Source organism: Streptacidiphilus albus JL83 (genome assembly GCF_000744705.1).
Lineage (GTDB): Bacteria > Actinomycetota > Actinomycetes > Streptomycetales > Streptomycetaceae > Streptacidiphilus > Streptacidiphilus albus.
Genome location: NZ_JQML01000001.1, coordinates 5,364,571 through 5,389,111, shown reverse-complemented (window position 1 = coordinate 5,389,111; position 24,541 = coordinate 5,364,571). Strand labels below are relative to the sequence as shown.

The following is a 24,541-nucleotide window of genomic DNA, read 5'->3' as shown; positions in this document are numbered from 1 at the left end:
GGCGTCGGTCAGGTTCGGGAGACGCTGAACTCGGCCCCCCACGACGTGGCCGACACCGCTGAAGATCTCGACGATGCCGCTGATCTGTCGGCGCCGAACGCACGGGAACTCTCGCCCCCGGTGTCGAGGTGAAGATCAACTGCCCGTCGTCCAAGGGCCGCTCAGGCCTTCTCGCCGTAGTGGACCGCACCCTGCCAGTCCACGGCCACGGCCTGCTCGTCGCCGATCACCCAGGCGTCGTGGCCCGAGGGCAGCACGGTCACATCGCCGGGCTGCACGTCGAACTCGGTCCCGTCGGCCATGTGGACGCGGATTCTTCCGGACACGTGGTACTGGAAGTGCGGCGCCTCGCACCACTCGGTGCCCGCCAGCGGCTTCACGTCCTGGGACCAGCGCCAGCCCGGTTCGAGCACCAGGCGGCCGACCGCCCCGCCGCCCAGGTTCAGGATCTCCGCCCGGCCGTGCGGGAAGGTACGGACCTCGTCCGGTCGGCCGAAGTCCAGGTGCTCGACCGTACTGGCCGCCGGCGCTGCCGCCGCCTCCCCGGCACCGGGTTCCTCGTCCCATGCCTGCAGGCTGGTCTGCGCGGTGATCCGTCCGTCACGCAGGTCCAGCATCGAGGTGGACAGCACCCTCGTGCCGTCCGGGTAGCGGCATCGCTCCAGGTACGCCGCATGGCTGCCGTCGGCGGAGACGACGACCTGCTCCAGGTGGTGCTCCATGTCCCGGCCGCACAGCTCGTCGAGGAACTCGCCGATCGCGGTGGTTCCGGCGATCTCGTGCGGGTGGCTCGGCTGGTCGCGTTGGTCCACGACGGTCAGCTGTGCGTTGTCCGTGTACAGGCCGCGCATGGTGGAAGCGTCGCGCTCCTCGATTCCGCGACGCAACGCTTCGACGTCGAACATCGGCGTTCTCTGCATGGTGCTCATCAGGTGCCCGCCTTTCTTTCTCGTGCTCCTTCCAGTGCATGACTCTCTGCGCCGAGCGTCAAGGCACCGCCGGGCCGCCGCACCGGCGGGTCGGGTCGGCGCTACGCCTGCGCCGTCCGGCAGGCTTCGAGCTCCGCCAACTGCTGGACCACGCCCGCGAGGAAGATGTTCAGACCGAAGCGGAACCGCTCGGCCGGGTCCGCCGTCACGAGGGCGCGCATCGCCGAGGCCACCGGCTCTGCCAGCGTGGGTTCGGCGCCGGCCAGGCGGGTGGGCCAGTCGTCTTCCGGGTCGAGCCGGGCCTGGCCCTGTTCCTCGATGGTGTGGCCGAGCACGTAGTAGAAGCAGGCGAAGGTGATCCAGCCGGCCTGGTCCGGCGGGAAGCCCACGGCACAGAGGGCCTCGATCGCCCGCGCGCCCGCGGTCATCGAGTTCGGGGCGGACACATAGGTCCCGGCCACCACGCGCGCGCCGTCGCGGCGGCTCAACAGGGCGGCGCGCATCCGCTCGGCCAGTTCACGGCACTGTTCGGACCACGACAGATCCGGCGACAGCGGCGCGCCGACGCCCGCCACCAGCTGCTCGGCCATGGCGTCGAGCAGCGCCTCCTTGCTCGGGAAGTGCCGGTAGAGCGCTCCGCCCTGGACATTCAGGGCCGCGCCGAGCTTGCGCATGGTCAGCCCGTCCAGCCCTTCCGCATCCAGCAGATCCAACGCGCCCGCCAGGACGTCAGCCCGCCGCAACACCATCCGGCACCCGCTCCTTCTCGCCCGCCCAGTTCGGTTGACAGGCCCCCATCCTAACATTAACGTGAACGCCGTTCACTTGTGAACGTCGTTCACGTTTTGGGGAGGGCCACCATGCGCAAGAACCGGGATGTCCCCGGCACCACCGTCACCGCCCCCGATCCCGCTCCCCCGCCCGCCCGGGCGCTGCGCCTCGGCGCGATCGTCGCCATCTCCTGCATGGCCCAGTTCATGATCGTTCTCGATTCGACCATCGTGACCGTGGCCCTTCCGGCCATGCGCGAGAGCCTGAGGCTCTCCGCCGAGCAGCAGCAGTGGGTGGTCGACAGCTACCTGGTCGTACTCGGCGGACTGCTGCTGTTCGCCGCCCGGGTCGGCGACCTGGTCGGGCACCGCCGGATCTTCCGCATCGGCCTGGTCGTCTTCACCCTGGCCAGCCTGGCCGGGGGCCTGGCCTCCGGCGGGGCGCTGCTGATCGCCGCCCGCGCGGTCCAGGGCGTGGGCGCCGCCGCCCTGGCCCCGTCCAGCCTCAGCCTGATCTCCACCACCCACGCCGAGGGCGGTCGGCGGACCAAGGCCCTGGCGTTGTGGAGCCTGGCCGGCGGGGCGGCCGCCGCGGTCGGCGTCGTCCTGGGCGGGGTCCTCACCGCCGAACTCGACTGGCGCTGGGTGCTGTTCGTGAACGTGCCGATCGGCGCGGCGCTGTTCGCCGCCTCCGGCCCGGTCCTGCCCGGAACCGCCCGGCATGCCGAGCGGGGACGCCGGCTGGACCTGCCCGGCGCCCTGCTGGCCACACTCGGCGCCGCCATCCTGACCTTCGGCTTCACCCGCGCGCCGATCGACGGCTGGAGCTCGGCGCAGGTGCTCGGACCGCTCGTCGCGGCTCCGGTGCTGCTCGCCCTGTTCGCCCTGGTCGAGACCGGCAGCGCCAGTCCCCTGGTGCCGCCGTCCTTCTTCCGCTCCCGGCGGCTGGGCGTCGGCAACGCGATCACCTTCTGCCTCGGCGCGACCATGACCGCCGCGCTCGTGATGATCACGCTCTACCTGCAGCAGTGCATCGGCTACAGCGCGCTGCGGTCCGGCCTGGCGCTGGTGCCGATGACGATCGTGCTGGTGGTCGGGACCCTGCTGTCGCGCCCGCTGCTCTCCCGGCTCGGCCCGCACCCACTGCTCGCCGGCGGCGGCCTGATCGCGGCGGGCGGCCTGGTCTGGATGTCCTACGTACCGACGCACTCCGCCTACCTGCCGCACGTCCTCGGCCCGACCCTGGTCACCGGCCTCGGCATCAGCTCCATGCTGCTGGCGGTGACCGTCGCCGCGACCGCCGGGGTGGACCCGAAGAACGCCGGGGTGGCCTCGGGACTGATGACCACCTCACGTCAGATCGGCGGTGCGCTCGGCCTCGCCGCGCTCACCTCGATCGCCGACTTCGCCGCGCGCTCGGACCGGACCGCCGACCCGGTCGCCGCCGCGGTCCACGGCTACCAGGTCGCGTTCCTCTCCAATGCCGGCATCATGCTGCTGGCCGTGTTCGCGGTCCTGCTCCTGCCTCGCGAGCCGCGCCGCGAGCCGCGCCGCGACTAGGGCCGGCCGCCGGGGGCGAAGGACACGGGCGGTACGGATATGCCCTGCCCTGCTGTGATGTGACGCGCCGTCCGGGTGACCGACCGCTCCGGGCGGCGCGGCTGCGTCGTCGGACGCCTGCCTGCTGGAGGGTGCCACGGGCAGTTCGGGGCGGGGAGTGCGCCGGGCGTGCTCCTCCAGCAGCAGCAGCAGCAACTCGTCCTTGTCGCGGACGTGGTGGTCCAGGGACATGGCAGTGCTGGAGAGCTCCCTGGCCAGCCGCCGCCCGCGACAGCCGGGGCGGACGCCCGGGCCTGCCCGTCTCTGCACCGCTGCTCGCCTGCTGCGCGCCCTAGCTCCGCAGGCGCGCCGAACCGTCCCCCTGCCCTTCCCCCCGCAGCGACGCCATCGCGGTGGTGTTCCTGCGTCGGGCGGACGCCAGGCCGGTCAGGGTGGCCAGGCCGATGAGGATCCAGATCCCGTTGAGCGCCACTGACGGCCAGGCCCGGTGCTCGGCGGAGTTGAGCATCAGGCCCGCCGCCCCGAGCAGGTTGAGCGCCTGGAACGGGCGTCCGGCGCCGGACAGGCGGCCGATCGAGACCAGCGCGTAGGCCGCGAGCAGTGCGCCCGCCGCAGCCCAGCCGGCCAGGGCGACCGCCAGGCTCATCGGACGTCGTCCGTACCGGGCTCGGGCTCGGACGCGGGCGCGGGCGCGGGCGCGGGCACGGGCGCGGACGCAGCGTCGGTCACCGCGAAGGCGCGGACCGGGAAGGTGCCCAGGCCGGCGATGCGCGGAGGCGCGGCGTGGAAGCGGAAGCCCTCGGCCGGGAGCTGCTCCAGGCCGCGCAGGTGCTCGACGACGGGGATGCCGGCCTCCAGCAGGAGGGTGTGCGCGGGGCGCGTGCCGTCGGCGGTGTCGTCGATGTTGAGGGAGTCGATGCCGACCAGCGCCGGCCGCTGGGCCACCAGCCATTCGGCCGCCGCCCGGGTCAGGTACGGGTGTCCGCTGCCGTACTGCTCCGTGCCCCAGTGCCGGTCCCAGCCGGTGTGGACCAGCACGGCGCGGCCGGTGACCTGGTAGGGGGCGAGCACCAGCGGTCCGATCGCGCGAGCGGGATCGGCGGGGTCCACGCCCGTGCGGCCGACCCGGACCACGACGCCGTCCAGGTCGGCCAGGCGCTCCAGCCCGATGCCGGAGAGGTCGGCCCCGTCCTCGAAGCGGTGGAACGGGGTGTCCAGGTAGGTGCCGGTGTTGGCGACCATGCTGATGTGGCCGATCTGGAACTCGGTGCCCTCCGCGTAGTGGCCGTGCGAGGCCTCGCGGGAGAGGTGGTCGCTCAGCCGGGGGCCGGGCAGGCCCGGGTAGGTGACCATGCCGTCGTGGATCCGGTGGCTCAGCTCGACCAGCCGCCGAGCGGTGGGAACGCCGCCCTCCGCCGAGCCGCGCGCCCGCCGCCCCCTGCCGCTGCCCTTGTGCTGTTCGTTGATCACGGTGACCCGGTCCAAGGCCACCGTGTCCACCATCAGCAGGCCCAACTCGCTCACGAAGCGGGCGGCCAGGGCCGCCTCGTCGACCTCCTGGTGGCCCGGGTCCGGGGTCGAGCCCGGGGTCGAGCCCGGGGCCGGGTCCAGGTCCAGGCGGAAGCCCTGCACCTGGAGTCCGCCGCCGTTGCGGAAGGTGACCTGCGCGTCGAACTGCACCCGGGCGTCGGGGACCGGTCCGGAGGACGAGTTGCTGCGGGATGTCATGCGTCCACCATTGATGAAGGCAGACTGAAGTTCAATCGATTGTTTCTTAAGCAACGCGACAGTCCGGGTGAATCGGAGGCCTCACGGATGGACATCGACCCGCGCAGGCTGCGGGTGCTGCACGCGGTGGCCGTGCGCGGCGGCGTGATGGAGGCGGCGAAGTTGCTCCACCTCACCCCTTCGGCGGTCTCGCAGCAGATCGCCCAGCTGGAACGCGAGACCGGGGTCCGGCTCCTCGACCGGACCCATCGCCGCGTCGAACTCACCGCGGCGGGACGGCTGCTCGCGCACCGCGCGGAGCGGATCGAGGGCGAGCTCGCCGAGGCGCGCCGGGAACTGGCCGCGCTCGCCGGACGCACCGCGGGCCGGGTCGTGGTCGCCGCGTTCCCGACCGCCGTGCGGCACCTGGTGGTCCCCGCCATCGCCCGACTCGCCACCGACCACCCGGACATAGCGCTGCGGGTGGTCGACACCGAGGGCCCGGCGGCGCTTCGCGAGCTGCGGACCGGAGCGGTCGACGCCGTCATCACCGAGCAGGACGCGGCGATGACGGCGGCCTGGGTGGCTCCGGGCGCCGAGGGCACCCGGACCGCGGGGATCGCGGTGCGGACCGTCCTGGAGGACGAGTACCGCATCGTGGTGCCGCCGGGCTGGGTCGCCCGGGTGCGGAACATGGCCGACCTGGCGCAGCTGCCGTGGATCGCCGCGCCGCCGGGGTCGGCCTGCGGGCAGGCGTTGGACCGGCTCGCCGCCGAGCACGCGCTGACCCTTCGCCGCGACCACGTCTGCATGGAGTTCCCGGCCGTGCTCGCCCTGGTCGAGGCAGGGCTCGGCGCGGCCGTCGTCCCGTGGCTGGCACTTGCCGACGTCCCGCCGGGGCGGGTCGCCGTCGCGGCGCTGCCCGGGGTCGGCCACCGGGCGGTGTCGGTGTTCCAACGGACCGGGGCGGCCGGGCCGGAGCCCGTCGTCAGCGCGGTGGTCGGCGCCCTGTGCGACGTGGCGGACGCTCTCGGTCGACCGCCGGCCAGGTCCACGACCTTCGGCCCGCAGGCCGAGCAGCCGTAGACACTGTCTACCGAGACTGGTAGACAGTGTCTATGACTACAGCGTCCATGAACGACGTGGGTTCGCTCCGGGAGCGGCTGATCGATGCCGGGGTGGAACTGGTGCTGGCCGAGGGTTCTGCCTCGGTGGGGCTGCGGGAGATCGCCCGCCGGGCGGGGGTCTCGCACGGGGCGCCGCGCCGGTACTTCCCGACGCACCACGCCCTGCTTTCGGCCATCGCCCAGCGGGGCTTCGCGGACCTCGGGGCCCGCTTCCAGCAGGCGATCGCCGGTACGGCGTCACCCCGGGCCCAGGTGCGGGCCGTCGCCCGGGCGTACCTCGGGTACGCGCTGGAGTGCCGTGGAATGTTCGAGCTGATGTTCCGTCACGATCTGCTCGACAGCGACCGGCACGCCTCGGGCGAACGGCAGTTGCGGGAGTCGTCGGTCCCGCTGTTCGAAGGCGTGGTCGCGCTCGTCGCCCGTTGCCGGACCGGGCAGGACGACCCGGCGTCGGCTGCGGTGACCGCCGCCGCCCTCTGGGCGAACCTGCACGGACTGGCCCAACTCTGGGCGTGGGGCAGCCTGCAGCTGATCACGGGCGCGACGGCCGGGGGCAGCGTCGACGTCGGCGGCGGCGTCGACGGCGAGGAGTCGCTCGATCGGCTGCTGGCGGCGGTGCTGGAGGCCCACCTGGGGCCGGTGCCCGGGTGACCGCGTCCGTGCGCCGCCGGCTCGCGCTGGTGGTCAGCGTGGTCGGCGCGATGCTGGTCGCCATGGACGGCACCGTGCTGCTGGTGGCGCAGCCCAGCCTGGGGCGGGACCTCGGCGCCGGCGTGGCCCAGGTCCAGTGGACCAGCACCGGCTACCTGGTCGCGGTGGCGGCGCTGCTGGTCGTCTCCGGCCGTCTCGGGGACCGTTACGGGCACCAGCGGCTGCTGTTCGTCGGCGTCCTCGGCTTCGGGGCCGCTTCGGCCGGCATCGCGCTCGCCCCGTCGGTCGGCTGGGCCATCGGTCTGCGCGCCGTCCAGGGCGGGTTCGGCGCGCTGCTCCAGCCGGCCACCCTCGCCCTGCTGCGGCTGGCCGCCCCGGCGGACCGGCTCGGCCGGGTGGTCGCCGTGCGCACCAGTGCGATCGGGGTGGCGGCCGGGGTCGGCCCGCTGCTCGGCGGCGTGCTGGTGGCACACCTGGGCTGGCGCTCGGTGTTCTGGCTCAACACGCCGGTCGCCGTGCTGATCGCCGCACTCACCCTCGCGGTCCGACCGCCGGAGGCGGAGCGCGGGGGCAGCACCGACGGCACCGGCGGCCGACGGCTCGACCTCGGCGGCGCGGCCCTGCTCGCCGCCGCGCTCGCGGTGCTGGTCGACACCCTGGCCGGGATACCCGCCCACGGCTGGGCCGACCCGCGGACGCTGCTCGGACTGTTCGCCACCACGGGCCTGACCGCCGTACTCGTTCGGCACGAGCGCCGTGCCGCCGACCCGATCGTGCCCCGTGCCGTGACCCGCTCCGCACCGGTGACCGCGTCGATGGCGATCCTGCTGTTCACCGGCGCCGGCATGTACGGCGCACTGTTCACGGCCACGTTCTACCTCCAGAACGTGCTGCGCCTCGACCCGCTCGACTGCGGCCTGCGGGTGCTGCCGCTGACCGTGTTCATGGTCCTCGGCGCACCGGTCGCCGGTGCCGCGCTGAGCCGGTACGGACCGCGCCGGAACGCGGTCGTCGGCTCGGTCCTCGTCGTCCTCGGCATAGCCGGGATGTCGCGGCTGGGTCCGGCCGACACGTTGGCGGCGGCCGGGGCGAGTTTCGCCGCGCTCGGCGCGGGATTCGCGTTCGTGATGGTCACCGCCACCGGGACCGTCATCGGTGACGCCCCGGCCGGATACGCCGGGGTGGTCGGCGGGTTGAAGCAGACCGCGATGAACATCGGTCCCACCCTTGGCATCGCCGTCGCCGCCTCCGCCCACGCCGCGTCGCCCGGCGCCCCGGCCATGGGCCGTGCGCTGCTCGTCCTGGCCGTGCTCGCCGCGCTCGGGCTGCCGTCGACCGCGCTGCTCCCGCCCCGCCCGGCGCGGCCCGAGGGGCAGCCGGATGGACAGCAGCCGGATGGACGGTTGGAGGCACGGCCCGAGGCACGGCCGACCACGTGAGGGCCCGCGCCGGGGGCTGAGCCGGCGCGGGCGGGTGGGTTCGGATCAGCCGGTCAGCAGGCGCCGACCTCCTGCCAGACGGCCCAGGAGCCGGCCGCGCCGGGCACCGCGCCGGTCGAGTACCAGGTCGAGTTCCACTTGTCGCCGTTGTAGGAGACCTGGTCGCCGGGCACGTAGGAGCTGGTGGCGCTCCAGGCGGAGAGTCCGCCGCAACCGGGCGGCGGCGGGGTGCTGCCGCCCACGGTCCAGGTGAACGAGGCACTGCCGGTCGCGCCGGTGGAGTCGGTGGCGGTCACCGTGACGTTGTAGCTGCCGGCAGTGTTGAGCGTCCCGGTGATCAGTCCGGAGGAGCTGATGCTCGTCTTCGGCGGCAGCCCGGTGGCGCTGTAGGTGAGCGCCGCGCCGCCCGAGTCCGTGCCGCTGACCTGGAGGTCGGCCTGGGCGCCGAGGGCCGAGGACTGGCTCCCGGGCGAGTTGACGGTGACGGTGTTGCCGCTGGAGGTACCGCTGCCGTAGCTGACGTTGAAGTCCCCGGAGCTGTCGGCCGTACTGGTCGAGGCGATGACGGCGCCGCCGCTGCCAGTCATGTCGATCGGCTGGGCCCCGGATGCCTGCAGCGAACCGCTGTCGATGGTGGACCCGGTGAACTGCACGGTGCCGAAGTTCGGCAGCGGGGTGACGCCGCTGTTGGAGCTGACCGCCTCGGCGATGACCTCGGCGCTGGCGTTGGCGGCACCCGAGGGTCCGGCCACCACGTTGTTCTCGGTCCAACCCTCGGTGGAGTCGGTCAGCACCATGTCGTACCGGCCGCCGCTCTCGGAGGTCACGGTCGAGGTCAGCCGGTCGCCCGCGGCCACCGGCTTGTTGTACTCCTGGATCGAGTTGGCCGGGTAGGTCTCCCACCAGGCGAAGGCCTGCGGCGAGCCGCTGGAACAGTCGACGCCGGTGCCGTCCTGCTCGACGCTGGTGCTGCCCCAGCCGTCCAGTCCTATCCAGAAGGCGACGATGCCGTCCGCGGTGCAGGAGACCGAGGGCTCGGTCCAGCTGGAGGTCACCGTGGTGTACGTACTGCCGGTGGCCGCGTAGCCGGACCAGTTGGTGCTGGTCTGGGTGGCGGCGAGGGCCTGGCGCCGGGCGTTGAGCAGGTGGGAGAAGTGCGAGACGATCTGGGCCGGCACGGTGACCGCGTCGGTACGCGGATGGCTGACCACATGCTCGGCGGCCGCGGCCGGGGCGGCCTGGGCGGTGCCGATCGCGGCCCCCATGAGGCCCAGGGTCATCGCGACCACAGGCAGTATTCGGGCTGAGCGCACGGTGGGACTCCTCAACTGTGCAGGACGGCTGCAGAATCCGGGATCGCCTCCGCACAGGCCCCCGGCCGCCGAATTGACGGACAGTGGTCAGGAAGGTAGGGGCGGTGTTGAAGGGCCACAATGCCGAAAGGTGGACATTGGCTACAACTCGCCAACGCCCCGGCGGTGTTGCGCACACTCACTAAAGTGGACGGCATGCCGGACATCCTGCTGGAGCCCGTTGGTCTCGGCGCCGCCGAGAGCACCCTGTACGTGCATGTCCTGTCCACCCCGCGCTGCACCACGGCCCAGCTCGCCGAATCGGTCGGTATGACACCGGCGCGGATGCGTCCCTGCCTGCGGCGGCTGGTGGAATCCGGGCTGGTCACCCGGCTGGCCGGCTCCCCGGCCCGCTACACCGCGGCCCCGCCGCAGGTAGCGGTCGAGGCCCTCGCCGAGGCCCGTCGCCAACAGCTGGAACAACTGCGGACCCGGGTCACCGCTCTGGCCGCGGCGCTGCCGGGCGCGCGCCCCGGCGACAGCGGCGACCTGGTGGAACTGGTCGAGGGCCAGGCGCAGATGCGGCACCGGGTGGAGCAGATGCAACTGGGCGCGCAGCGGGAGATGCGGGTGGTGGACTGCCCGCCCTACTTCGACAGCCCGATCGCCAACCCGATCGAGTTCCAACTGCTGCGCCGGGGTGTCTCCTGCCGGGTCATCTACGACTCCTCCGGACTGGACGACAAGCAGCGGATGGCCTTCACCATGGCCTGCATCGCCGCCGGCGAGGAGGCCAGGACCCTGCCCTCGGTCAAGCTGAAGATGCTGATCGCGGACCGGCACAGCGCGATGATCCCGATGGATCCGGGGCCCAACCCGCCGACCGCCGCCATCTTCGTCCGCGCCTCGCCGCTGCTGACCGCGCTGGCCACCTGCTTCGACCTGTTGTGGGAACGGGCGACCCCGCTGGGCGCGACCGTCGCCTCCGGCGAACTGCTGGACCAGCGCGACCGCGAGCTGCTGGCGATGCTGGCCAGCGGGATGAAGGACTCGTCGATCGTCCGGGCGCTGGGGATCACCCAGCGGACGGTCACCCGACGGGTGGGGCACATCCTGACCGTGCTCGACGCGCAGACCCGGTTCCAGGCCGGCATCCAGGCGGCCCGACGCGGCTGGCTGTGACGCAGCCGGACACGGTTGAGCGCTGCCGATGGGACAACGGTCGGCAGCGCTCGCCCGGACGGCAGATCGGATCAGGTCAGGTCAGGTGAGTCCAGGTCAGTCCAGGTCAGGCCAGGAGAAGACGACCGAGCGCAGCTTCAGCCGGTCGGAGGCGCGGCCGCCGGAGGGCCGGAGGTCGAAGTAGTCCCCGTCGCAGCCGGTCCCGGTGAAGACCCTGGCCCAGGCGTCCGTGTCGTTGCGCGGGCTGTCGGCCGGCCGGCCCACCGGGTCCTCGGCCCCGGGGAGGGTGATGCACACTCCGCTCGGCGGGTCGGAGAGGTAACGCCCCTGCGACCAGCCCCCGTCGTGCGAGATGTAGGTGAACCGGCCGTCGGCCGCCTGGGCGGAGGTCGGCAGGGCCAGGACGAGTACGAGCGCGCCGACGGCGGCGGCGACGGAGTTGCGGAGACGCATGCGGGAGTTCCTTGTACGGAGAGGGGGGACAGCGACGTCTCGTCCTGGTTCCCCCGCTCCCGCTCGCGGATGCGTGCAGTCACTCGAACGTGGATGCCGAATCGATCCGTCAGCACCCGTTGGGCGCAATCGCATCCAACGCCACGGCCAGTTCGGCTCCCCGGCCGAGCAGTTGGTTCGTCGGCCCCGGCCCAGCGACGAACGCCCGGACGGCCGGGTCGACTTCGTCGATCAGGCGCAGCGTGTGCGAGGCGCAGTGTGTGTGCGAGGCGCAGTGTGTGCGAGGCGCAGTGTGCAGCGTGTGCGAGGCGCGGTCGAGCGGGTGGCTCCGCGCCGGCAACTCAGCCCCGCCGTCCGGCGTCGACGACCTCGGCCGTGGTGGCCAGGTGGACGCCGATTCCGGCCAGGTCGGCGAGGCGCTCCGGGGTGGTCATCGACACCGCGTCGGTGACCAGCACCGTGCGGAAGTCGCGGGAGCTGGCCTCGAACAGGGTCGCCCGGGGGCAGTTGGGCAGGTTGCAGCCGGCCACCACCACCGTGTCGACGCCCTGCTCGCGCAGCAGCTGCTCCAGTCCGGTGCGGTGGAAGGCACCCCAGCGCGGCTTGTAGAGCACCACCTCCGCCTCGCCGAGCCGCTGCGGATCTCCGGCCAGCAGGGCCTCCGCGTCCAGCTCGGCGTCGCGGTCGCCGAGGACGGCGGGCGCCAGTCGGCTGCCGGGGGTGCCCGGGGCGACGATCCGCGCTCCGGCCTCGACCGAGGCCCGGCGCGGCGGGTCGGCGTCGCTGCCGCCCGGCACATAGAGCCGGACGATGTGGACGATCGGCCGTCCCGCCGCCCGATAGGCCGCGACCAGCTCCGCGAGTCGGGGCAGCACGGCGGTGGTGCCGGGGATCGGCACCGGTCCTTCGTCCAGGAAGTCCTGCTGGACGTCGATCACCAGCAGGGCCGAACTCGCCCACCGGGGCGTGGTGTAGTCCATGCCGCGACCCTAGCGAGCCCGCGCCCGGGGCGTCACCGGCCGTCCCGGATGCCGGGACGGCCGCCGGCCACGGCCATCGCGGCCGGCCGGCTGTCGCTCAGCCCGCGGTCAGCCAGCCGGCCGCGCGGGCGGTGTCGGTGGCGGTGCGCAGCAGCTGGCCGACGGCGTTCCGGCGCGGGCCGCCCCTGGTCAGCAGGTGGATCTCGACGGTCGCGGCCGGTGAGAGCGGACGCCAGACCAGTCCGCCGGGCAGGCTCACGGCCGCCGACTCGCCGACGACGGAGACCGCCGAGCCGTCGGAGACGGGGGTGTTCGCGGCGTCGAAGGAGATCTGCCGCAGCAGCAGCCGGGGTTCGACCCCGGCCCCGGCCAGGACTGCGGTGACCGCGTCGTAGTGGCCGGGGTTCTGCTCGCGCGGGTGGATCAGCACGGTCTGCCCGGCCAGTGCGGTCACCTCCACCGAGGCGGCGCCGGCCAGCGCGTGGTCCTTGGCCATCAGCACCCCCTGCGCCTCCAACCGCACCAGGGTCTGTTCCAGGGCCGGGGTGGGCGGCGGACACCGGACCAGGCCCGCGTCGAGGGTCCCGTCGGCGACGCCGGCCAGGATCTCGGCGGTCGGCAGCAGCCGGGTGCCGACCGCGATCCCGGGGTGCCGCTCGACCAGGGCCGCCAGCAGGGCGGGCGCGGTCTCGTAGCCGATGCTGGCGCTGAAGCCGAGGGTCAGCGTCCCCTGCGCGCCCTGGGCGAAGCCGCGCACCTCGCGCAGCATCCGGTCCTCCTCGGCGCAGAGCGCCGTCCCGCGCTGCTGCAGCACCAGCCCGGCCTCGGTCAGCCCGACCGCGTGGGTGGTGCGGTCGAGCAGCTTGACCCCCAGCTCCCGCTCCAGTTCCTTGACCTGACGGCTCAGTGCGGGCTGGGCGATGTGCAGCCGCTCGGCGGCGCGGGTGAAGTTCAGTTCCTCGGCCACGGCCAGGAAGTACCGGAGCCGCCTGAGTTCTGCCATGCCGGCCAGCATACGACCGCGCTGAGCTGTGCCGATGCCGATCCGCTCTGAAGCGATGAACAGCCGGACTTTCCCACGACCCGGTCCGGCTTCCTAGGCTTCAGCTGTCGGGAACAACCCGCCGGTCACACCAGGGAGATGCACCGTGAACGCCACCGCCACCGCCACCGCCAACGCCGCCACCGCCGAACTCACCGACGCCAGCCGCGCGGTCGTCCTCGCCTACATGCGGACGCTGACCTCCGGCGACCTCGGCGCCCTGCGTCCCTTCTTCGCCCCCGACGTGACCTGGAAGATGGTCGGCGAGCTGCCGATCTCCGGGACCTGGACCGGGGCGGACGAGATCCTGGAGGTGTTCATCCCCCGGATGATCTCCCACTTGCACCCGGAGACACTGGAGTTCAGCTTCGACGGGCTGCTCTCGGAGGGCGACCGGGTGCTCGCCGAGTGGAACACCCGGGCCGTCGCCCGCGCCGGCGGCCAGTACGACCAGCACTGCCTGGCGATCTTCACCGTCCGGGACGGCCTGATCACCGAGGTTCGCGAGTACTTCGACACCCTCCACGCCAAGACCGTCGTCTTCCCCTGAGTCAACCACCCCCACCCGGGGTGGCGGGGCTGCGCCCCGGCGGGACCGCCGCACAGCAGCGCGCCAGTGGTGAACGGGCCCTGGCCGCGCGGGAATTAGCAGGTGGGCGCGGAGGCTTGAATTCAATCGCACAGCAGCCGACGGATGAATCACAGTCAACTCCCTGACGTGTTCCCGCCACCCTCTTGTTGCTTGCCATGTCCACCTCATATCTTCCCGTGTCAGGTAGCGCTACCTGCTCGACCGCTGGCACTGCGGCGAACCGGCTCACGAGGTCGGCGAGGCCGCCTGCCCGCGCCCCCGGACACCCACGGACTGGCCCAAGAGGAGACTCATGTCCCCGTTCCGCCGTTCCCTCCGGCTCGCCGCCATCACGGCGATCACCGCCATCCCCATGGCTGCGGGCACTGCCGTGCCCGCCGCCGTCGCCGCCCCGCTGGTGCAGGCCCCCATGCACCACGTCAGCGGCGCGAGCGGTGCCACCCCGTTCTTCGTCAGCCACGGCGGCGGCGTCAAGCACGCGACGACCACCAGCGACAACTGGTCCGGCTACGCCGCGACCGGCTCGACCTACACCAGCGTGTCGACGACCTTCACCCAGCCCGCGGTCAACTGCTCCAAGGGCGACGGCTACTCCAGCTTCTGGGTCGGGCTCGACGGCTACAGCTCCGACTCCGTCGAGCAGACCGGTACCGAGGCCGACTGCTCCGGCGGCCAGGCCGAGTACTCGGCCTGGTACGAGATGTACCCGGCCTACCCGGTCACCTACAACAACGTGGTCGAGCCCGGTGACGTGATCACCGAGACCGTCAGCTACGCCTCCAACACCTACACCCTCACCCTCACCGACTCCACCGAGGGCTGGAGCAAGAAGACCACCAAGAAGGAGAGCGGCCTGTCCCGTTCCTCCGCCGAGGTGATCGCCGAGGCCCCGTACAGCGGCGGCGTGCTGCCGCTCGACGACTTCGGCACGGTGAACTTCAGCAAGTCGACGGTCAACGGCGCCACGCTGAGCTCCACCAACCCCACCGGGATCAACATGGTCTCCGACTCCGGCGTCACCGAGGCGACCATCTCCTCGCTCTCCGGCGGTGCCTTCTCCATCACCTGGAACAGCCTGTAGGCAGTCGGGTGAGCAGCTCCGCCGCGACCGGCCGTGCAGCCGGTCGCGGCGGAGTGCCGTCTGCCCCTCGTATCGCGGCCGGACTGCGGTTAGAATTCGCGATATGTCTCGATACCCCGATCCCCAGCGCGCCCCGGGTGCTCCGGCCGTCCGGCCCGCGACCAGCGCCCTCGCGACGGGTGACCGCGCCGACCTGCGCGCCTCCCACGAGGACCGTGACGAGATCGTCGAGCTGCTGCGGGTCGCCGCAGGCGACGGACGGCTCACCGCCGAGGAGCTGGACGAGCGGCTGGAGGCCGCGCTGGAGGCCCGGACCTACGGCGAACTGGCCCCGCTGGTGCGCGATCTGCCGACCGCCCCGACCCTCGCGAAGGCCCCGGTCGGGCCGGCCGTCCCGGCCAAGGAACTGGTCCGGCTGCAGACCGGCAGCGGCAACCTCCAGCGGGTCGGCCCCTGGACCGTGCCGCGCCGGCTGGAGGTGGAGACCCGCAGCGGCAATGTGCTGCTCGACTTCACCCAGGCCGTGATCACCCATCCGGTGCTGGAGCTGGCACTGTCGGTCCGTTCCGGCAACCTGCTGCTGGTCGTGCCGCCCGGGGTGGCGGTGGAGGTCGACGGCATCGAGGTGCGCAGCGGCAACGTCCGCCAGCGCGTCCACCCCCAACCCGGCACTCCGGTCCGGCTGCTGGTGCAGGCGGCCGGCAATGTCCGCAGCGGGAACGTGATCGTCCGGGGGCCGCGCCGGAACTTCTGGGACTGGCTGATGCGGCGGTCGGCGCCGACCGTCTGAGCGGCCGGCGCCGGTCGCCTATCCGTGCGCGGCGCTGCCGACCAGCGCCGACCGGGCCGGAGCGGTGCCCTCCTGCTCCGCCAGCCGGAGCCGGTTCCGCTCCTCCGCCTCCGCCGCCAGCCGGACCACGGCGGCGTTGAACCGCAGCTGCGAGGCGGGCTCCGCCGGTCCCAGCAGATAGGTCCGGAGCTCCCGGCGCTGCTCGGCCAGCTCGTCGGGAGCCTCGCCGCGCAGGACCGCCAGCAGTTCGGCGATGCCGCCGCCCCGGACGTCCAGGATCTGTGCGGCGCGGGCGGCGGTGTTGCGCCGCCGGAACTCGGCCTCGCCGAGGCCGACCACGTCGGTGATGGCATAGGGCTTGCCGCTGGCGACGAAGTCGGAGACCACGCTGGAGATGTCCGAGACCAGGGCGTGGCTCTCGTTGAAGCAGGGGTAGAGGGCGATGTCGCCGGGGGCGACCACCCGGTGCTCGGTCGCCGGGGCGGAGGCCCAGTAGAGCTCGGCCTCCCGCCGCCGGAGCTCGGCGATCCGCCGCACCGTCTCCGGCGTGGTGATGCCGTCGCGGGCGCACTCCAGGACGTCCGCGCCGGGACGTCCGCCCCGGGCCGCCAGTGCCGCCAGCTCCCGCCGCACCTCGGCCAGTTCGACCCGGGCGGCGGACTGCGCCGCCGTCGGCGGGGCCTGGTCGCGGCCGGTGTTGGCGCGGGCCAGCAGCTCCCGGACCGCGTTGTCGGCCGCGGTCATCCGGGGCAGCCGCCTGCCGGTGAGTGGATGCGGCCGGTAGAGCACCCGCACCCGGCCGGGGGCCGCGAGCAGTTCCCGGACCAGCGCCCCACCGGCCTCGGCGAGCGAGGTGCAGCCCGGCTCCTCGTACCAGCCCTCCCAGGTCGGGGCGTAGAGCACGGTGGTCACCGGGCCCTCGGGCACCCGGGTGGAGACCGTGTCCAGCTGCGGGCGGCCGACCCCGACCACGTCCTCGGCCCGCACCCCGACCTGCGCCCGGAGGTAGCGGTCGGCCCCGGCCTGCCCGGCCGTCCAGATCTCGTCGTAGACCTTGCTGTACGGGTTGACCGAGGCGCTCTTGTCGCTGTCGCCGTGGCCGACGAAGACCTGCTTGGCCGTCGGCAGCCGGAGCAGGCCGATGTTGGTGCCGACGTTCCCGGTGTAGAGCACCACCCGGACGCCGGCCAGGTCCAGCCGCATCAGGTCGCCGCCGTCCGGGACGCAGAGCATCGGCAGCGCGGTGGCGTCGAGTTCGTCGAGCAGGTACCGCTCGCGAACCACCAGCAGCACCGGACCGTCCAGGGCTTCGAGGGCCTCGAACCACATGTCGCACTGGTAGCCGGAGCCCTTGACCCCGGAGATGTGCAGCACGGTCTGCGGCCGGTAGTCGCGCACCCAGCGCTGGAGCAGCTCGAAGGCGCGCTCCGGGCTCACCGTGGCGCGGTTGGCGCGCCAGGCCGAGCGGACCACGGCGATCCAGACCAGGCCGCCGAGCAGCGTCAGCCCGTAGCCCGCCCAGCGGCACCAGCCGGCCCCGGTGCCGGCCGCGAGCGCGGCTCCGGCAGCCCCGAAGGCGGCGCAGACCAGGTAGCTCTGGGTGGCGGCGGCGCGCAGGTGGACCCGCGGGCTGTCGCTGATCCGCCAGTCCGTCAGATCGATGTTCCGGGTCAGCAGCGGCTGGTTCCGGGTCCGGAGGGTCCGGGCGATCAGCCGTCCGGCGGGCAGCCGCTCCAGCCGCAGCAGCACGAAGACCACCACCGCGACCGTGAGCCCGGGCTGTCCGGTGCGTGCCAGCAGGGCCAGCAGCAGCAGTTCGCGGACGGCCGCCCGGGTCTCCCAGCCGCCGTAGTTGGCCCGCAGGGTGCGCATCAGCCAGGTGCCGGAGCTGGGCCGGTCCCAGTCGGAGGCGGTCCAGTCGGCGACGGTGGCGAGCGCCCAGCCGAGCAGGAACAGCCAGGGCTGCGCCGTCCCGACGGCGACCGCCAGCAGCAGCAGGCCGACCAGCAGGCCGGCGTCGGTCCAGCCCACGAGCGGCTTCCGGAGCCGGGCGCGGAGGGACCGGAGGGTGCGCGCCGCGCTCATCGGGTCGACACCCGCCGCCCGGCCGCGTCGCGGCACGCGGCCGCGGGTGGCGCCGGAACGGTGGGCGCGGCCGAGGGGTTGTCGACCCGGATGTCCACCACCTGGCCGGTGAGCCGGGACACCAGCACGTCCAGCGAGGTGCGGGCGACCAGCTCCGGGCAGAGCAGGGTGTCGGCCGGCTCCTCGCCGAAGGCCCGGCGGCGCATCGGCGTCCGGGTGCGCTCCGGGTTGATGCAGTTGACCCGGATCCCGTCCGGTCCCCACTCGTCGGCGAGGGCCTGGGTGAGGTTCACCACCGCCGCCTTGGCCGAGGAGTAGAGGCTGTAGTCGGCCCGGCCCCGGGTGTAGCTGCTGGAGGTGTAGCAGAGCAGCTGGCCCCCGCTGCGCCGCAGGTGCGGGTAGGCGGCACGGGCGATCCGCAGCGGCGCCAGGTAGTTGACGGCCAGCGACTCGTACATGGTGGCGTCGTCGCAGTCGGCCAGCCGGCCGATGTGCAGCGCGCCGGCGCAGTTGACCACGTGGTCGACGCCGCCGGCCAGGGCCGCGACGTCCGCGAGCACCTTGACGACCTGCTCCGGGTCGGTGACATCGGTGCCGGTGGTGGAGCGGCCGAGCGGGAAGACCCGGGCGCCGTAGTGCTCCGCGAGCCGCGCCAGCTCCGCGCCTATGCCGTAGGAGCCGCCGAAGACCACGACCACCTTGCCGCCCAGGGCGGCCCGGTAGTCCTCCTCGGCCAGCGCGGGCGGCGGCTGCTGCGAGCCGAGCTGGAAGAGCTTGTCCACCAGGTAGGCGTCCAGCGGCTGGGTCACCTTCATGTTCTGCTCGTCCCCGAGCACCACGTGGATCGGCACGTCGGGCAGGTACTTGAGGACGACCGAGCAGTCGTCGGTGGCCTGGAAGGCGGGGTCGAGCGCGGCCGCCCGGTAGGCCCGGCGGATGGTCGACAACCGGAAGCCCTGCGGGGTCTGGCCGCGGCGGAGCCGGGAGCGGTCGGGCACCTCGGTGATGAACTCGCCCTCGTCGCCGTGGGTGCGGGTGACCACCACGGTGTCGGCGGAGGGGATGGCGACGTCCACCGCCTGGTAGCGGCCGAGCGCGGCCACGCAGTCGGCGATGACCCGCGGCGGCACCAGCGGACGGACGGCGTCGTGGAACAGCACCAGCCGTTCCGCGGCCGGCGCGGCGGGGCCGGCCAGGGCCTCGTCCTCGGCGGTGATCCAGGCGATGGCGCGCTCGGTGGTCTCGTTGCGGGTGGCCCCGCCGGGCAGCACGGCCAGCACCTTCCCGCCTCCGGCACGGGCGGCGATCTGCTCGGCGGCGGCCAGGTGGCCGGGCGCCATCATCAGCAGCAGGTCGTCGATCTCCGGTGAGGCGGCGAGCGCCGCGACGGTGTGCTCCAGGATCGGTCGGCCGGAGACCTTCAGCAGCTGCTTGGGCATGTTCATCCCCATGCGTTCGCCGGTGCCTCCGCCGAGGACGACGGCTGTGACGCGTCCCCGGGTCGGCCTCTGCTGCACCATGGTGGTCTCCACTTGCTCATGCCGGGTGCCGTCCGCGCCAGGAACGGGCGGTTACCCAACTCTTACCCCCCGGCTTCCAAGCGCTCACCCTAGACCGTTTCACTCTGCATTCATCGGGGGGAAACCTGGCAGTTCTCTGGGAATTGCCGAACTTCCGACCGGCCGCCCCCGCCCCCGAGCCGCCGGCGGACCCCATGTCGATCTCTTACTCGACCCTCACGCAGGGGTCCGATCGAGGATGCGGCCCGAGTCCTTTCGTTGCACTCGAAAACTGTTAGGACTCTTGACAGTTGAGTGGTCTAGTCCAAACATTGTCGGAGTCCAGCCAGTGGTCTCTACCAATTGCCCAGCACCCACCCCCACGGGAGCCCCGCATGAGACGCCCAGGAACCAACCACCCGCTGCGTACCCTGTTCACCGGTCTGCTCGCCACCGTCACCGCCTCGGCGGGGCTGGTGGCGTTCGGCGCCGGAACAGCGCACGCGGCCACGGCGACACCTCTCCCCACACGGGTGTTCGCCCCCTACTTCGAGGCCTACAGCGGGGACGACCCCGCGACGATCTCCACCGAGTCCGGCGCCAACTACGAGACGATGGCGTTCATCCAGGCCGCCACCAAGGGCTCGTGCACCGCCTACTGGAACGGGGACACCAGCCAGCCGCTGACCTCCGCGACCTTCGGCAGCTCGATCGCCGCCATCCAGGCCAAGGGCGGGAACGTCATCCCCTCCTTCGGCGGCTACACCGCCGACGACACCGGTACCGAGATCGCCGACAGCTGCACCAGCGTCGCCTCGATCGCGGCCGTGTACGAGAACGTGATCACGACCTACAACGCGACCCGGATCGACCTCGACACCGAGGACAACTCGCTCACCAACACGGCCGGCATCACCCGCCGCAACCAGGCGATCGCCCAGGTCGAGGCGTGGGCAGCGGCCAACGGGCGCACCGTGCAGTTCCAGTACACCCTGCCGACCACCACCAGCGGCCTGGCCTCCAGCGGGCTGGCCGTGCTGAAGAACGCGGTCGCCAACAACGCCGTGATCTCCGTGGTCAACATCATGACCTTCGACTACTACGACGGCGCGACCCACGAGATGGGCACCGACGCCGAGAACGCCGCGACCGGCCTCTACAGCCAGCTCGCGTCGCTCTACCCGTCCAAGACCCCGGCGCAGCTCTGGGGCATGATCGGGATCACCCTGATGCCCGGCGTCGACGACTACGGCACGGCCGAGACCACCACGGTCGCGGACGCCGCCAACGTCACCTCCTGGGCCACCGGCAAGGGCCTGGCCGAGCTGGCCTTCTGGGCACTGGAGCGCGACAACGACAGCTGCACCGTCGGCACGGCCGGCTCGGACACCTGCTCCGGCATCACCCAGAACACCTGGGACTTCAGCCACGCCATGGAGCCGTTCACCAGCAGCGGGTCCACCCCGCCGAGCAACGACTTCTCGTTGTCGGACAGCCCGTCATCGGCCTCGGTCGCCGCGGGCTCCAGCACCACCAGCACCATCAGCACGGCCGTCGCCTCCGGCAGCGCCGAGTCGGTCGCGCTCACCGCGAGCGGCCTGCCCACCGGCGTGACCGCGAGCTTCAGCCCGGCCTCGGTCACCTCCGGCAGCAGCTCCACGCTGACCCTGAGCGCGGCGAGCACCACGGCGGCCGGGACCTACCCGATCACCATCACCGGCACCGCCGCCTCCGGCACCCACACCGCCACCTACAACCTGACCGTCACCGCGGCCTCCACCGGCGGCAACGACTTCTCGCTGGCGGACAGCCCGTCATCGGCCTCGGTCACCGCGGGCACCGCCGCCACCAGCACCGTCAGCACGGCCGTCGCCTCCGGCAGCGCCGAGTCGGTCGCGCTCACCGCGAGCGGCCTGCCCACCGGCGTGACCGCGAGCTTCAGCCCGGCCTCGGTCACCTCCGGCAGCAGCTCCACGCTGACCCTGAGCGCGGCGAGCACCACGGCGGCCGGGACCTACCCGATCACCATCACCGGCACCGCCGCCTCCGGCACCCACGCCATCACCTACAACCTGACCGTCACCGCGACCTCCACCGGCTCGGGCTCGCTGGTCAACGGCGGCTTCGAGACCGGCAGCCTCAGCCCGTGGACCTGCCAGGCGGGTGACGCCGTGGTGACCACCCCGGTCCACTCCGGCAGCCACGCGCTGCAGGTCACGCCGACCGCCTCGCAGACCGGCGAGTGCGACCAGACCCTGACGCTCACCCCCAACCACAGCTACACGCTGACCGGCTGGGTCCAGGGCAGCTACGCCTACCTCGGCGTCAGCGGTGGCGCGACCGCCAGCACCTGGGCGAGCTCCAGCAGTTGGACCAAGCTGACGGTGACGTTCACCACCGGCGCCTCCGGCACCGTCACGGTGTACGTCCACGGCTGGTACTCGCAGGGCAACGTCTTCGCGGACGACCTGGCCGTGAACTAGCAGTCACCGCGGGACCGAGGGTCAGCCGGCCAGGACCGGCACGGTGAGGTGCACCAGTCCGGCGATGCCGAACTCCAGCAGGACCGGGGTGGTGCCCCCAGCCGTCAGACCCTTGGCCGACGGCAGCGCGACCGCCGGCGCCGCGGTGCCGAAGGTCGCGCTGCTCTCCGAGTCGATCATGATTCCCGCTGTGGACAGGGCGTTCACCGGACCGGTGCTGCCCACCAGGTTCGCCTGACCGAGGCCGGGCACCGAGACCATCCCCAGATGCTCGGTGACCGGCCCCTTGTTGTCCACGGTGAACTCCAGCCGGGCCGTCCCGGCCGCCCCCAGGTGCACCGCCGCGTCGGTGATCGTCAGATCGACGTTGCGGGCCCGCATGCTCCACGAGGTGCCGTCGGCACTGGTGCTCTCGCTGGACTGGGCCACCCCCGGCGACACCCGCTGGACGTTGCCACCGTTGCTGCCGCTGGAACAGCCCGAGGCCAGCACCGCGACCACAGCCGCCGCAGCGGCCGCGCACAGGACCCGGCGCCCGCCGCCCGCTCGGCCCGGCGGCCGGCCACCGGGCTGGTCGGACACGGCGCTGCGGGGCTGAGGGGTGCTCGCGGGGAATCGCATGTCTGCATTATGCGGAGCGTTCCCGAGGTCCCCGACAGCGCCCCCGCGGCTCGTCCGGCGGCGGTTCCACCGAGTGGGTGAACCGGGGAAGTGTCACGTCGTGTCCGGCACATTCGCCGCGAAGAGTGGCTGTACTGCAGGGGAGAGCGCGGGTGCCCGGCTCACCCCGGCCGGGACCGCGCACGACGACACCGAAAGTGGAGTGACATGAGCAGAATGCGTAAGGCAGCCGCGGTGGCCATGCTGGTCGGCGGAATGATGCTCGGCGGAGCCGGCGTGGCCTCGGCCGACGCGAACGCCATCGGTGAGGCCAGCAACTCGCCTGGCGTCCTGTCCGGCAACGTGGTCCAGATCCCGATCAGCATCCCGATCAACGTCTGTGGCAACAGCGTCGACGTCGTCGGCGCGCTGAACCCGGCCTTCGGCAACACCTGCTCCAACGGCGAGGTGCAGGGCAACGGACCGAGCCACGAGGGCTGGCACCACAACCTGGGCTGGAACCACGAGGGCTGGTTCCACCACGAGGGCGACGACCACTACGGCCGCGGCGACGACTGCTGCTGACCTGCGGTCACCCCTGAACCGGGCGCACACGGGCCGGTCCTGTCCTCCGGGACGGGGCCGGCCCCCGCCGTTCCCGAACCCTCCCCCGTTGTGCCGCCACCGGAACGGCGAAGCCCTCCCCGACCGCCTCGGACGAGGGCGGTCAGGGAGGGCCCGGGCTTCCGGCGCGGGGCTGGATCAGCCGTTGTTGGCGCAGCCGTTGCCGAAGGCCGGGTTCAGCAGGCCGATGACGTTGACGCTGTCACCGCAGACGTTGACCGGCACGTGCACCGGGACCTGAACGGCGTTGCCCGAGCCCACGCCGGGGGAGTTGTTCGCCGCGCCGGCCGCGCTGGAGCTGGCGAAGGCCCCACCCGCTCCGGCGACAAGCGCCCCGGCGGCGGCGATGGTCACGGCGGCGCCCTTGAGAGCGTTGTTCATGATGGTTTCTCCCTGGTCCTTCGGTACGGCGACGGGTCGCCGGAACGGTCGCTGGGGTCAACGCCGCGCCAACTGCTCGGATACGGCTCCGGCCCGGATTCACCCGGATGCGCGGTCCGCCGGGCACCGCCGTTTCCTCCCCGCCGCCCGCTCGTTGAGCTGGACTGAAGACCCCGCTTCACCTCGACAAGTTCGATAGGGAAATGACATGCAGAACATCAAGCGCAGTGCGCTCCTGGTCACCGTGACCGCCGGGATCCTCGTCGGCGGCGCCGGCGCGGCGATGGCCTCCAGCGACGCGGCGGGCGCTGCCAACAACTCCCCCGGCGTCCTCTCCGGCAACCTGATCCAGGTCCCGGTGCACGTGCCGGTCAACGTCTGCGGTGACAGCGTCGACGTCATCGGCCTGCTGAACCCGGCCTTCGGCAACCACTGCGTCAACAACGGCTGAGACTGCGGCTGACCGAAGGGCTGCGCCCGCACCGTCCGTTCGGTGCCGGGCGCAGCCCTGACGCATGTGCGAGCCCGCTCCACCTCTCCGAATCCCTGTCCGCTGCACGGGTGGTCCTTGCTTTCCGGGCGTGTCCGTCGGCGGGCATCCGTCGTTCGTCCAGTGTCGGGTCCACTGGGGATCGACAGGAGATGGAGATAGCAACCATGCGCAACGTGAAGACCGGTCTGGCCCTTACTGCCGTCGCGGCCGGCCTCGCCCTGGCCGGTGCGGGCACCGCGGCCGCCGACTCCACCGCTGCCGGTGCCGCCACCGGTTCCCCCGGGTTCCTGTCCGGCAACGTCATTCAGGTCCCGATCCACATCCCGGTCAACATCTGCGGTGACACCGTCAGCGTCATCGGTGCGCTGAACCCGGCGTTCGGCAACCACTGCGCCAACAACAGCTGAGCCAACAGTTCGGCTCTTTCGTTCCTCCAAGGAGAATTCCCATGCAGAAGTTCAAGGTCGCTGCGGCCGTCTCGGTTGCCGCCCTCGGTGCGCTGATGGCCGGCGCCGGTGTCGCCTCCGCCGACGCGAGCGCCGCAGGTGCCGCCCACAACTCCCCCGGCGTGCTCTCCGGCAACCTGATCCAGGTCCCGGTGCACATCCCGGTCAACCTCTGCGGCGACACCGTCAACGTCGTCGGTGCGCTGAACCCGGCCTTCGGCAACGGCTGCGCCAACGTGCAGCCGGGCTGCTGAGCCCGCTCGGACACCGCGCGGTGCTGCCCCTCGGAACAGCCGTTCCGAGGGGCAGCACCGCATCCAGCCTCCGCCCCCCAA

The 24,541-nt window shown here is 72.6% G+C and carries 25 protein-coding genes; 13 read left to right on the top strand and 12 right to left on the bottom strand.

All coding sequences use genetic code 11. The features are described from left to right. Positions 1–161: 161 nt before the first annotated feature. Positions 162–929: a nuclear transport factor 2 family protein gene (locus BS75_RS51965; RefSeq protein ID WP_034089672.1), complete on the bottom strand. Its 768-nt coding sequence runs from the start codon at positions 927–929 to the stop codon at positions 162–164. 101 nt (positions 930–1,030) lie between these two features. Continuing rightward, positions 1,031–1,678 carry a TetR/AcrR family transcriptional regulator C-terminal domain-containing protein gene (locus BS75_RS23550; RefSeq protein WP_034089671.1) on the bottom strand — a complete coding sequence of 216 codons (648 nt, stop codon included), beginning with the start codon at positions 1,676–1,678 and terminating at the stop codon, positions 1,031–1,033. Positions 1,679–1,789: 111 nt separating this feature from the next. Here BS75_RS23550 and BS75_RS23545 point away from each other — a divergent pair, with 111 nt between their 5' ends. Then, positions 1,790–3,259: a DHA2 family efflux MFS transporter permease subunit gene (locus BS75_RS23545; RefSeq protein WP_034089670.1), complete on the top strand. Its 1,470-nt coding sequence runs from the start codon at positions 1,790–1,792 to the stop codon at positions 3,257–3,259. Between the two features lie 331 nt (positions 3,260–3,590). On the opposite strand, the gene BS75_RS23540 is transcribed toward BS75_RS23545, so the two are convergent. Together BS75_RS23540 and BS75_RS23535 are read right to left on the bottom strand one after the other, a co-directional pair. Further along, positions 3,591–3,905, bottom strand: a complete 315-nt coding sequence (locus BS75_RS23540) for a CBU_0592 family membrane protein (protein ID WP_042439930.1) — start codon at positions 3,903–3,905, stop codon at positions 3,591–3,593. Further along, positions 3,902–4,987, bottom strand: a complete 1,086-nt coding sequence (locus BS75_RS23535) for a cyclase family protein (protein WP_042439929.1) — start codon at positions 4,985–4,987, stop codon at positions 3,902–3,904. The genes BS75_RS23540 and BS75_RS23535 overlap by 4 nt, the downstream gene beginning before the upstream one ends. Before the next feature lie 87 nt (positions 4,988–5,074). Here BS75_RS23535 and BS75_RS23530 point away from each other — a divergent pair, with 87 nt between their 5' ends. The 3 genes from BS75_RS23530 to BS75_RS23520 are packed head-to-tail and all read left to right on the top strand — an operon-like array spanning position 5,075 to position 8,183. Beyond that, positions 5,075–6,052, top strand: a complete 978-nt coding sequence (locus BS75_RS23530; protein ID WP_042439928.1) for a LysR family transcriptional regulator — start codon at positions 5,075–5,077, stop codon at positions 6,050–6,052. 47 nt (positions 6,053–6,099) lie between these two features. Next, positions 6,100–6,744 carry a TetR/AcrR family transcriptional regulator gene (locus BS75_RS23525; protein WP_034089669.1) on the top strand — a complete coding sequence of 215 codons (645 nt, stop codon included), beginning with the start codon at positions 6,100–6,102 and terminating at the stop codon, positions 6,742–6,744. Positions 6,745–6,794: 50 nt separating this feature from the next. Beyond that, the gene (locus BS75_RS23520; RefSeq protein ID WP_042439939.1) at positions 6,795–8,183 is read left to right on the top strand and encodes an MFS transporter; all 1,389 of its coding nucleotides are present in this window, start codon (positions 6,795–6,797) and stop codon (positions 8,181–8,183) included. A gap of 53 nt (positions 8,184–8,236) precedes the next feature. Here BS75_RS23520 and BS75_RS44695 read toward each other — a convergent pair whose 3' ends face one another. Beyond that, positions 8,237–9,496 (bottom strand): G1 family glutamic endopeptidase, encoded by a 1,260-nt coding sequence (locus BS75_RS44695; RefSeq protein ID WP_156164283.1) that lies wholly within the window; start codon positions 9,494–9,496, stop codon positions 8,237–8,239. Between the two features lie 195 nt (positions 9,497–9,691). Here BS75_RS44695 and BS75_RS23510 point away from each other — a divergent pair, with 195 nt between their 5' ends. Beyond that, a complete protein-coding gene (locus BS75_RS23510; protein WP_034089667.1) occupies positions 9,692–10,657 on the top strand; it encodes a helix-turn-helix transcriptional regulator in 966 nt (321 codons plus the stop codon). Between the two features lie 96 nt (positions 10,658–10,753). On the opposite strand, the gene BS75_RS23505 is transcribed toward BS75_RS23510, so the two are convergent. The 3 genes from BS75_RS23505 to BS75_RS23495 all read right to left on the bottom strand — a co-directional run bounded on the left by BS75_RS23505 (position 10,754) and on the right by BS75_RS23495 (position 13,093). After that, positions 10,754–11,110 carry a hypothetical protein gene (locus BS75_RS23505; RefSeq protein WP_034089666.1) on the bottom strand — a complete coding sequence of 119 codons (357 nt, stop codon included), beginning with the start codon at positions 11,108–11,110 and terminating at the stop codon, positions 10,754–10,756. Positions 11,111–11,451: 341 nt separating this feature from the next. Then, the gene (locus BS75_RS23500; protein WP_034089665.1) at positions 11,452–12,090 is read right to left on the bottom strand and encodes a cysteine hydrolase family protein; all 639 of its coding nucleotides are present in this window, start codon (positions 12,088–12,090) and stop codon (positions 11,452–11,454) included. 97 nt (positions 12,091–12,187) lie between these two features. After that, positions 12,188–13,093, bottom strand: a complete 906-nt coding sequence (locus BS75_RS23495) for a LysR family transcriptional regulator (protein WP_042439938.1) — start codon at positions 13,091–13,093, stop codon at positions 12,188–12,190. Between the two features lie 145 nt (positions 13,094–13,238). Between BS75_RS23495 and BS75_RS23490 the strand changes: the two genes are divergently transcribed. The 3 genes from BS75_RS23490 (at position 13,239) to BS75_RS23480 (ending at position 15,595) form a co-directional block, all read left to right on the top strand. After that, positions 13,239–13,682, top strand: a complete 444-nt coding sequence (locus BS75_RS23490; protein WP_034089664.1) for a nuclear transport factor 2 family protein — start codon at positions 13,239–13,241, stop codon at positions 13,680–13,682. Positions 13,683–14,016: 334 nt separating this feature from the next. Beyond that, positions 14,017–14,805, top strand: a complete 789-nt coding sequence (locus BS75_RS23485) for a G1 family glutamic endopeptidase (RefSeq protein ID WP_052069643.1) — start codon at positions 14,017–14,019, stop codon at positions 14,803–14,805. Positions 14,806–14,908: 103 nt separating this feature from the next. Next, positions 14,909–15,595, top strand: a complete 687-nt coding sequence (locus BS75_RS23480) for a DUF1707 SHOCT-like domain-containing protein (RefSeq protein WP_081982536.1) — start codon at positions 14,909–14,911, stop codon at positions 15,593–15,595. 18 nt (positions 15,596–15,613) lie between these two features. Here the strand turns inward: BS75_RS23480 and BS75_RS23475 are convergent, their stop codons facing one another. Both BS75_RS23475 and BS75_RS23470 read right to left on the bottom strand, forming a co-directional pair. Continuing rightward, positions 15,614–17,680: a hypothetical protein gene (locus BS75_RS23475; protein ID WP_042439935.1), complete on the bottom strand. Its 2,067-nt coding sequence runs from the start codon at positions 17,678–17,680 to the stop codon at positions 15,614–15,616. Next, a complete protein-coding gene (locus BS75_RS23470) occupies positions 17,677–19,197 on the bottom strand; it encodes an SDR family NAD(P)-dependent oxidoreductase (protein WP_408022598.1) in 1,521 nt (506 codons plus the stop codon). The genes BS75_RS23475 and BS75_RS23470 overlap by 4 nt, the downstream gene beginning before the upstream one ends. Positions 19,198–19,574: 377 nt before the next feature. On the opposite strand from BS75_RS23470, the gene BS75_RS23465 reads away from it, so the two are divergent. Then, positions 19,575–21,662, top strand: a complete 2,088-nt coding sequence (locus tag BS75_RS23465) for a carbohydrate binding domain-containing protein (protein ID WP_042439927.1) — start codon at positions 19,575–19,577, stop codon at positions 21,660–21,662. Between the two features lie 21 nt (positions 21,663–21,683). Here the strand turns inward: BS75_RS23465 and BS75_RS23460 are convergent, their stop codons facing one another. Beyond that, entirely contained in the window at positions 21,684–22,283 is a 600-nt protein-coding gene (locus tag BS75_RS23460; RefSeq protein ID WP_152646135.1) for a hypothetical protein, read from the bottom strand. A gap of 207 nt (positions 22,284–22,490) precedes the next feature. On the opposite strand from BS75_RS23460, the gene BS75_RS23455 reads away from it, so the two are divergent. Then, the gene (locus BS75_RS23455) at positions 22,491–22,847 is read left to right on the top strand and encodes a chaplin (protein WP_042439926.1); all 357 of its coding nucleotides are present in this window, start codon (positions 22,491–22,493) and stop codon (positions 22,845–22,847) included. 177 nt (positions 22,848–23,024) lie between these two features. Here BS75_RS23455 and BS75_RS23450 read toward each other — a convergent pair whose 3' ends face one another. Further along, the gene (locus BS75_RS23450; RefSeq protein ID WP_034089661.1) at positions 23,025–23,267 is read right to left on the bottom strand and encodes a chaplin; all 243 of its coding nucleotides are present in this window, start codon (positions 23,265–23,267) and stop codon (positions 23,025–23,027) included. A 208-nt stretch (positions 23,268–23,475) separates the two neighbouring features. Between BS75_RS23450 and BS75_RS23445 the strand changes: the two genes are divergently transcribed. The 3 genes from BS75_RS23445 (at position 23,476) to BS75_RS23435 (ending at position 24,460) form a co-directional block, all read left to right on the top strand. Further along, positions 23,476–23,718 carry a chaplin gene (locus BS75_RS23445; protein ID WP_034089660.1) on the top strand — a complete coding sequence of 81 codons (243 nt, stop codon included), beginning with the start codon at positions 23,476–23,478 and terminating at the stop codon, positions 23,716–23,718. Between the two features lie 206 nt (positions 23,719–23,924). After that, on the top strand, positions 23,925–24,167 hold the full coding sequence (locus BS75_RS23440; RefSeq protein WP_034089659.1) for a chaplin: 243 nt from the start codon (positions 23,925–23,927) through the stop codon (positions 24,165–24,167). Positions 24,168–24,208: 41 nt separating this feature from the next. Further along, positions 24,209–24,460 carry a chaplin gene (locus BS75_RS23435; RefSeq protein ID WP_034089658.1) on the top strand — a complete coding sequence of 84 codons (252 nt, stop codon included), beginning with the start codon at positions 24,209–24,211 and terminating at the stop codon, positions 24,458–24,460. Positions 24,461–24,541 lie beyond the last annotated feature (81 nt).

Coding starts and splice junctions, on each gene's coding strand:
- BS75_RS51965 (WP_034089672.1), bottom strand. CDS start 929: ATGAGCACCATGCAGAGAACGCCGATGTTCGACGTCGAAGCGTTGCGT.
- BS75_RS23550 (WP_034089671.1), bottom strand. CDS start 1,678: ATGGTGTTGCGGCGGGCTGACGTCCTGGCGGGCGCGTTGGATCTGCTG.
- BS75_RS23545 (WP_034089670.1), top strand. CDS start 1,790: ATGCGCAAGAACCGGGATGTCCCCGGCACCACCGTCACCGCCCCCGAT.
- BS75_RS23540 (WP_042439930.1), bottom strand. CDS start 3,905: ATGAGCCTGGCGGTCGCCCTGGCCGGCTGGGCTGCGGCGGGCGCACTG.
- BS75_RS23535 (WP_042439929.1), bottom strand. CDS start 4,987: ATGACATCCCGCAGCAACTCGTCCTCCGGACCGGTCCCCGACGCCCGG.
- BS75_RS23530 (WP_042439928.1), top strand. CDS start 5,075: ATGGACATCGACCCGCGCAGGCTGCGGGTGCTGCACGCGGTGGCCGTG.
- BS75_RS23525 (WP_034089669.1), top strand. CDS start 6,100: ATGAACGACGTGGGTTCGCTCCGGGAGCGGCTGATCGATGCCGGGGTG.
- BS75_RS23520 (WP_042439939.1), top strand. CDS start 6,795: ATGCTGGTCGCCATGGACGGCACCGTGCTGCTGGTGGCGCAGCCCAGC.
- BS75_RS23510 (WP_034089667.1), top strand. CDS start 9,692: ATGCCGGACATCCTGCTGGAGCCCGTTGGTCTCGGCGCCGCCGAGAGC.
- BS75_RS23505 (WP_034089666.1), bottom strand. CDS start 11,110: ATGCGTCTCCGCAACTCCGTCGCCGCCGCCGTCGGCGCGCTCGTACTC.
- BS75_RS23500 (WP_034089665.1), bottom strand. CDS start 12,090: ATGGACTACACCACGCCCCGGTGGGCGAGTTCGGCCCTGCTGGTGATC.
- BS75_RS23495 (WP_042439938.1), bottom strand. CDS start 13,093: ATGGCAGAACTCAGGCGGCTCCGGTACTTCCTGGCCGTGGCCGAGGAA.
- BS75_RS23485 (WP_052069643.1), top strand. CDS start 14,017: ATGTCCCCGTTCCGCCGTTCCCTCCGGCTCGCCGCCATCACGGCGATC.
- BS75_RS23480 (WP_081982536.1), top strand. CDS start 14,909: ATGTCTCGATACCCCGATCCCCAGCGCGCCCCGGGTGCTCCGGCCGTC.
- BS75_RS23475 (WP_042439935.1), bottom strand. CDS start 17,680: ATGAGCGCGGCGCGCACCCTCCGGTCCCTCCGCGCCCGGCTCCGGAAG.
- BS75_RS23465 (WP_042439927.1), top strand. CDS start 19,575: ATGAGACGCCCAGGAACCAACCACCCGCTGCGTACCCTGTTCACCGGT.
- BS75_RS23460 (WP_152646135.1), bottom strand. CDS start 22,283: ATGCGATTCCCCGCGAGCACCCCTCAGCCCCGCAGCGCCGTGTCCGAC.
- BS75_RS23455 (WP_042439926.1), top strand. CDS start 22,491: ATGAGCAGAATGCGTAAGGCAGCCGCGGTGGCCATGCTGGTCGGCGGA.
- BS75_RS23450 (WP_034089661.1), bottom strand. CDS start 23,267: ATGAACAACGCTCTCAAGGGCGCCGCCGTGACCATCGCCGCCGCCGGG.
- BS75_RS23445 (WP_034089660.1), top strand. CDS start 23,476: ATGCAGAACATCAAGCGCAGTGCGCTCCTGGTCACCGTGACCGCCGGG.
- BS75_RS23440 (WP_034089659.1), top strand. CDS start 23,925: ATGCGCAACGTGAAGACCGGTCTGGCCCTTACTGCCGTCGCGGCCGGC.
- BS75_RS23435 (WP_034089658.1), top strand. CDS start 24,209: ATGCAGAAGTTCAAGGTCGCTGCGGCCGTCTCGGTTGCCGCCCTCGGT.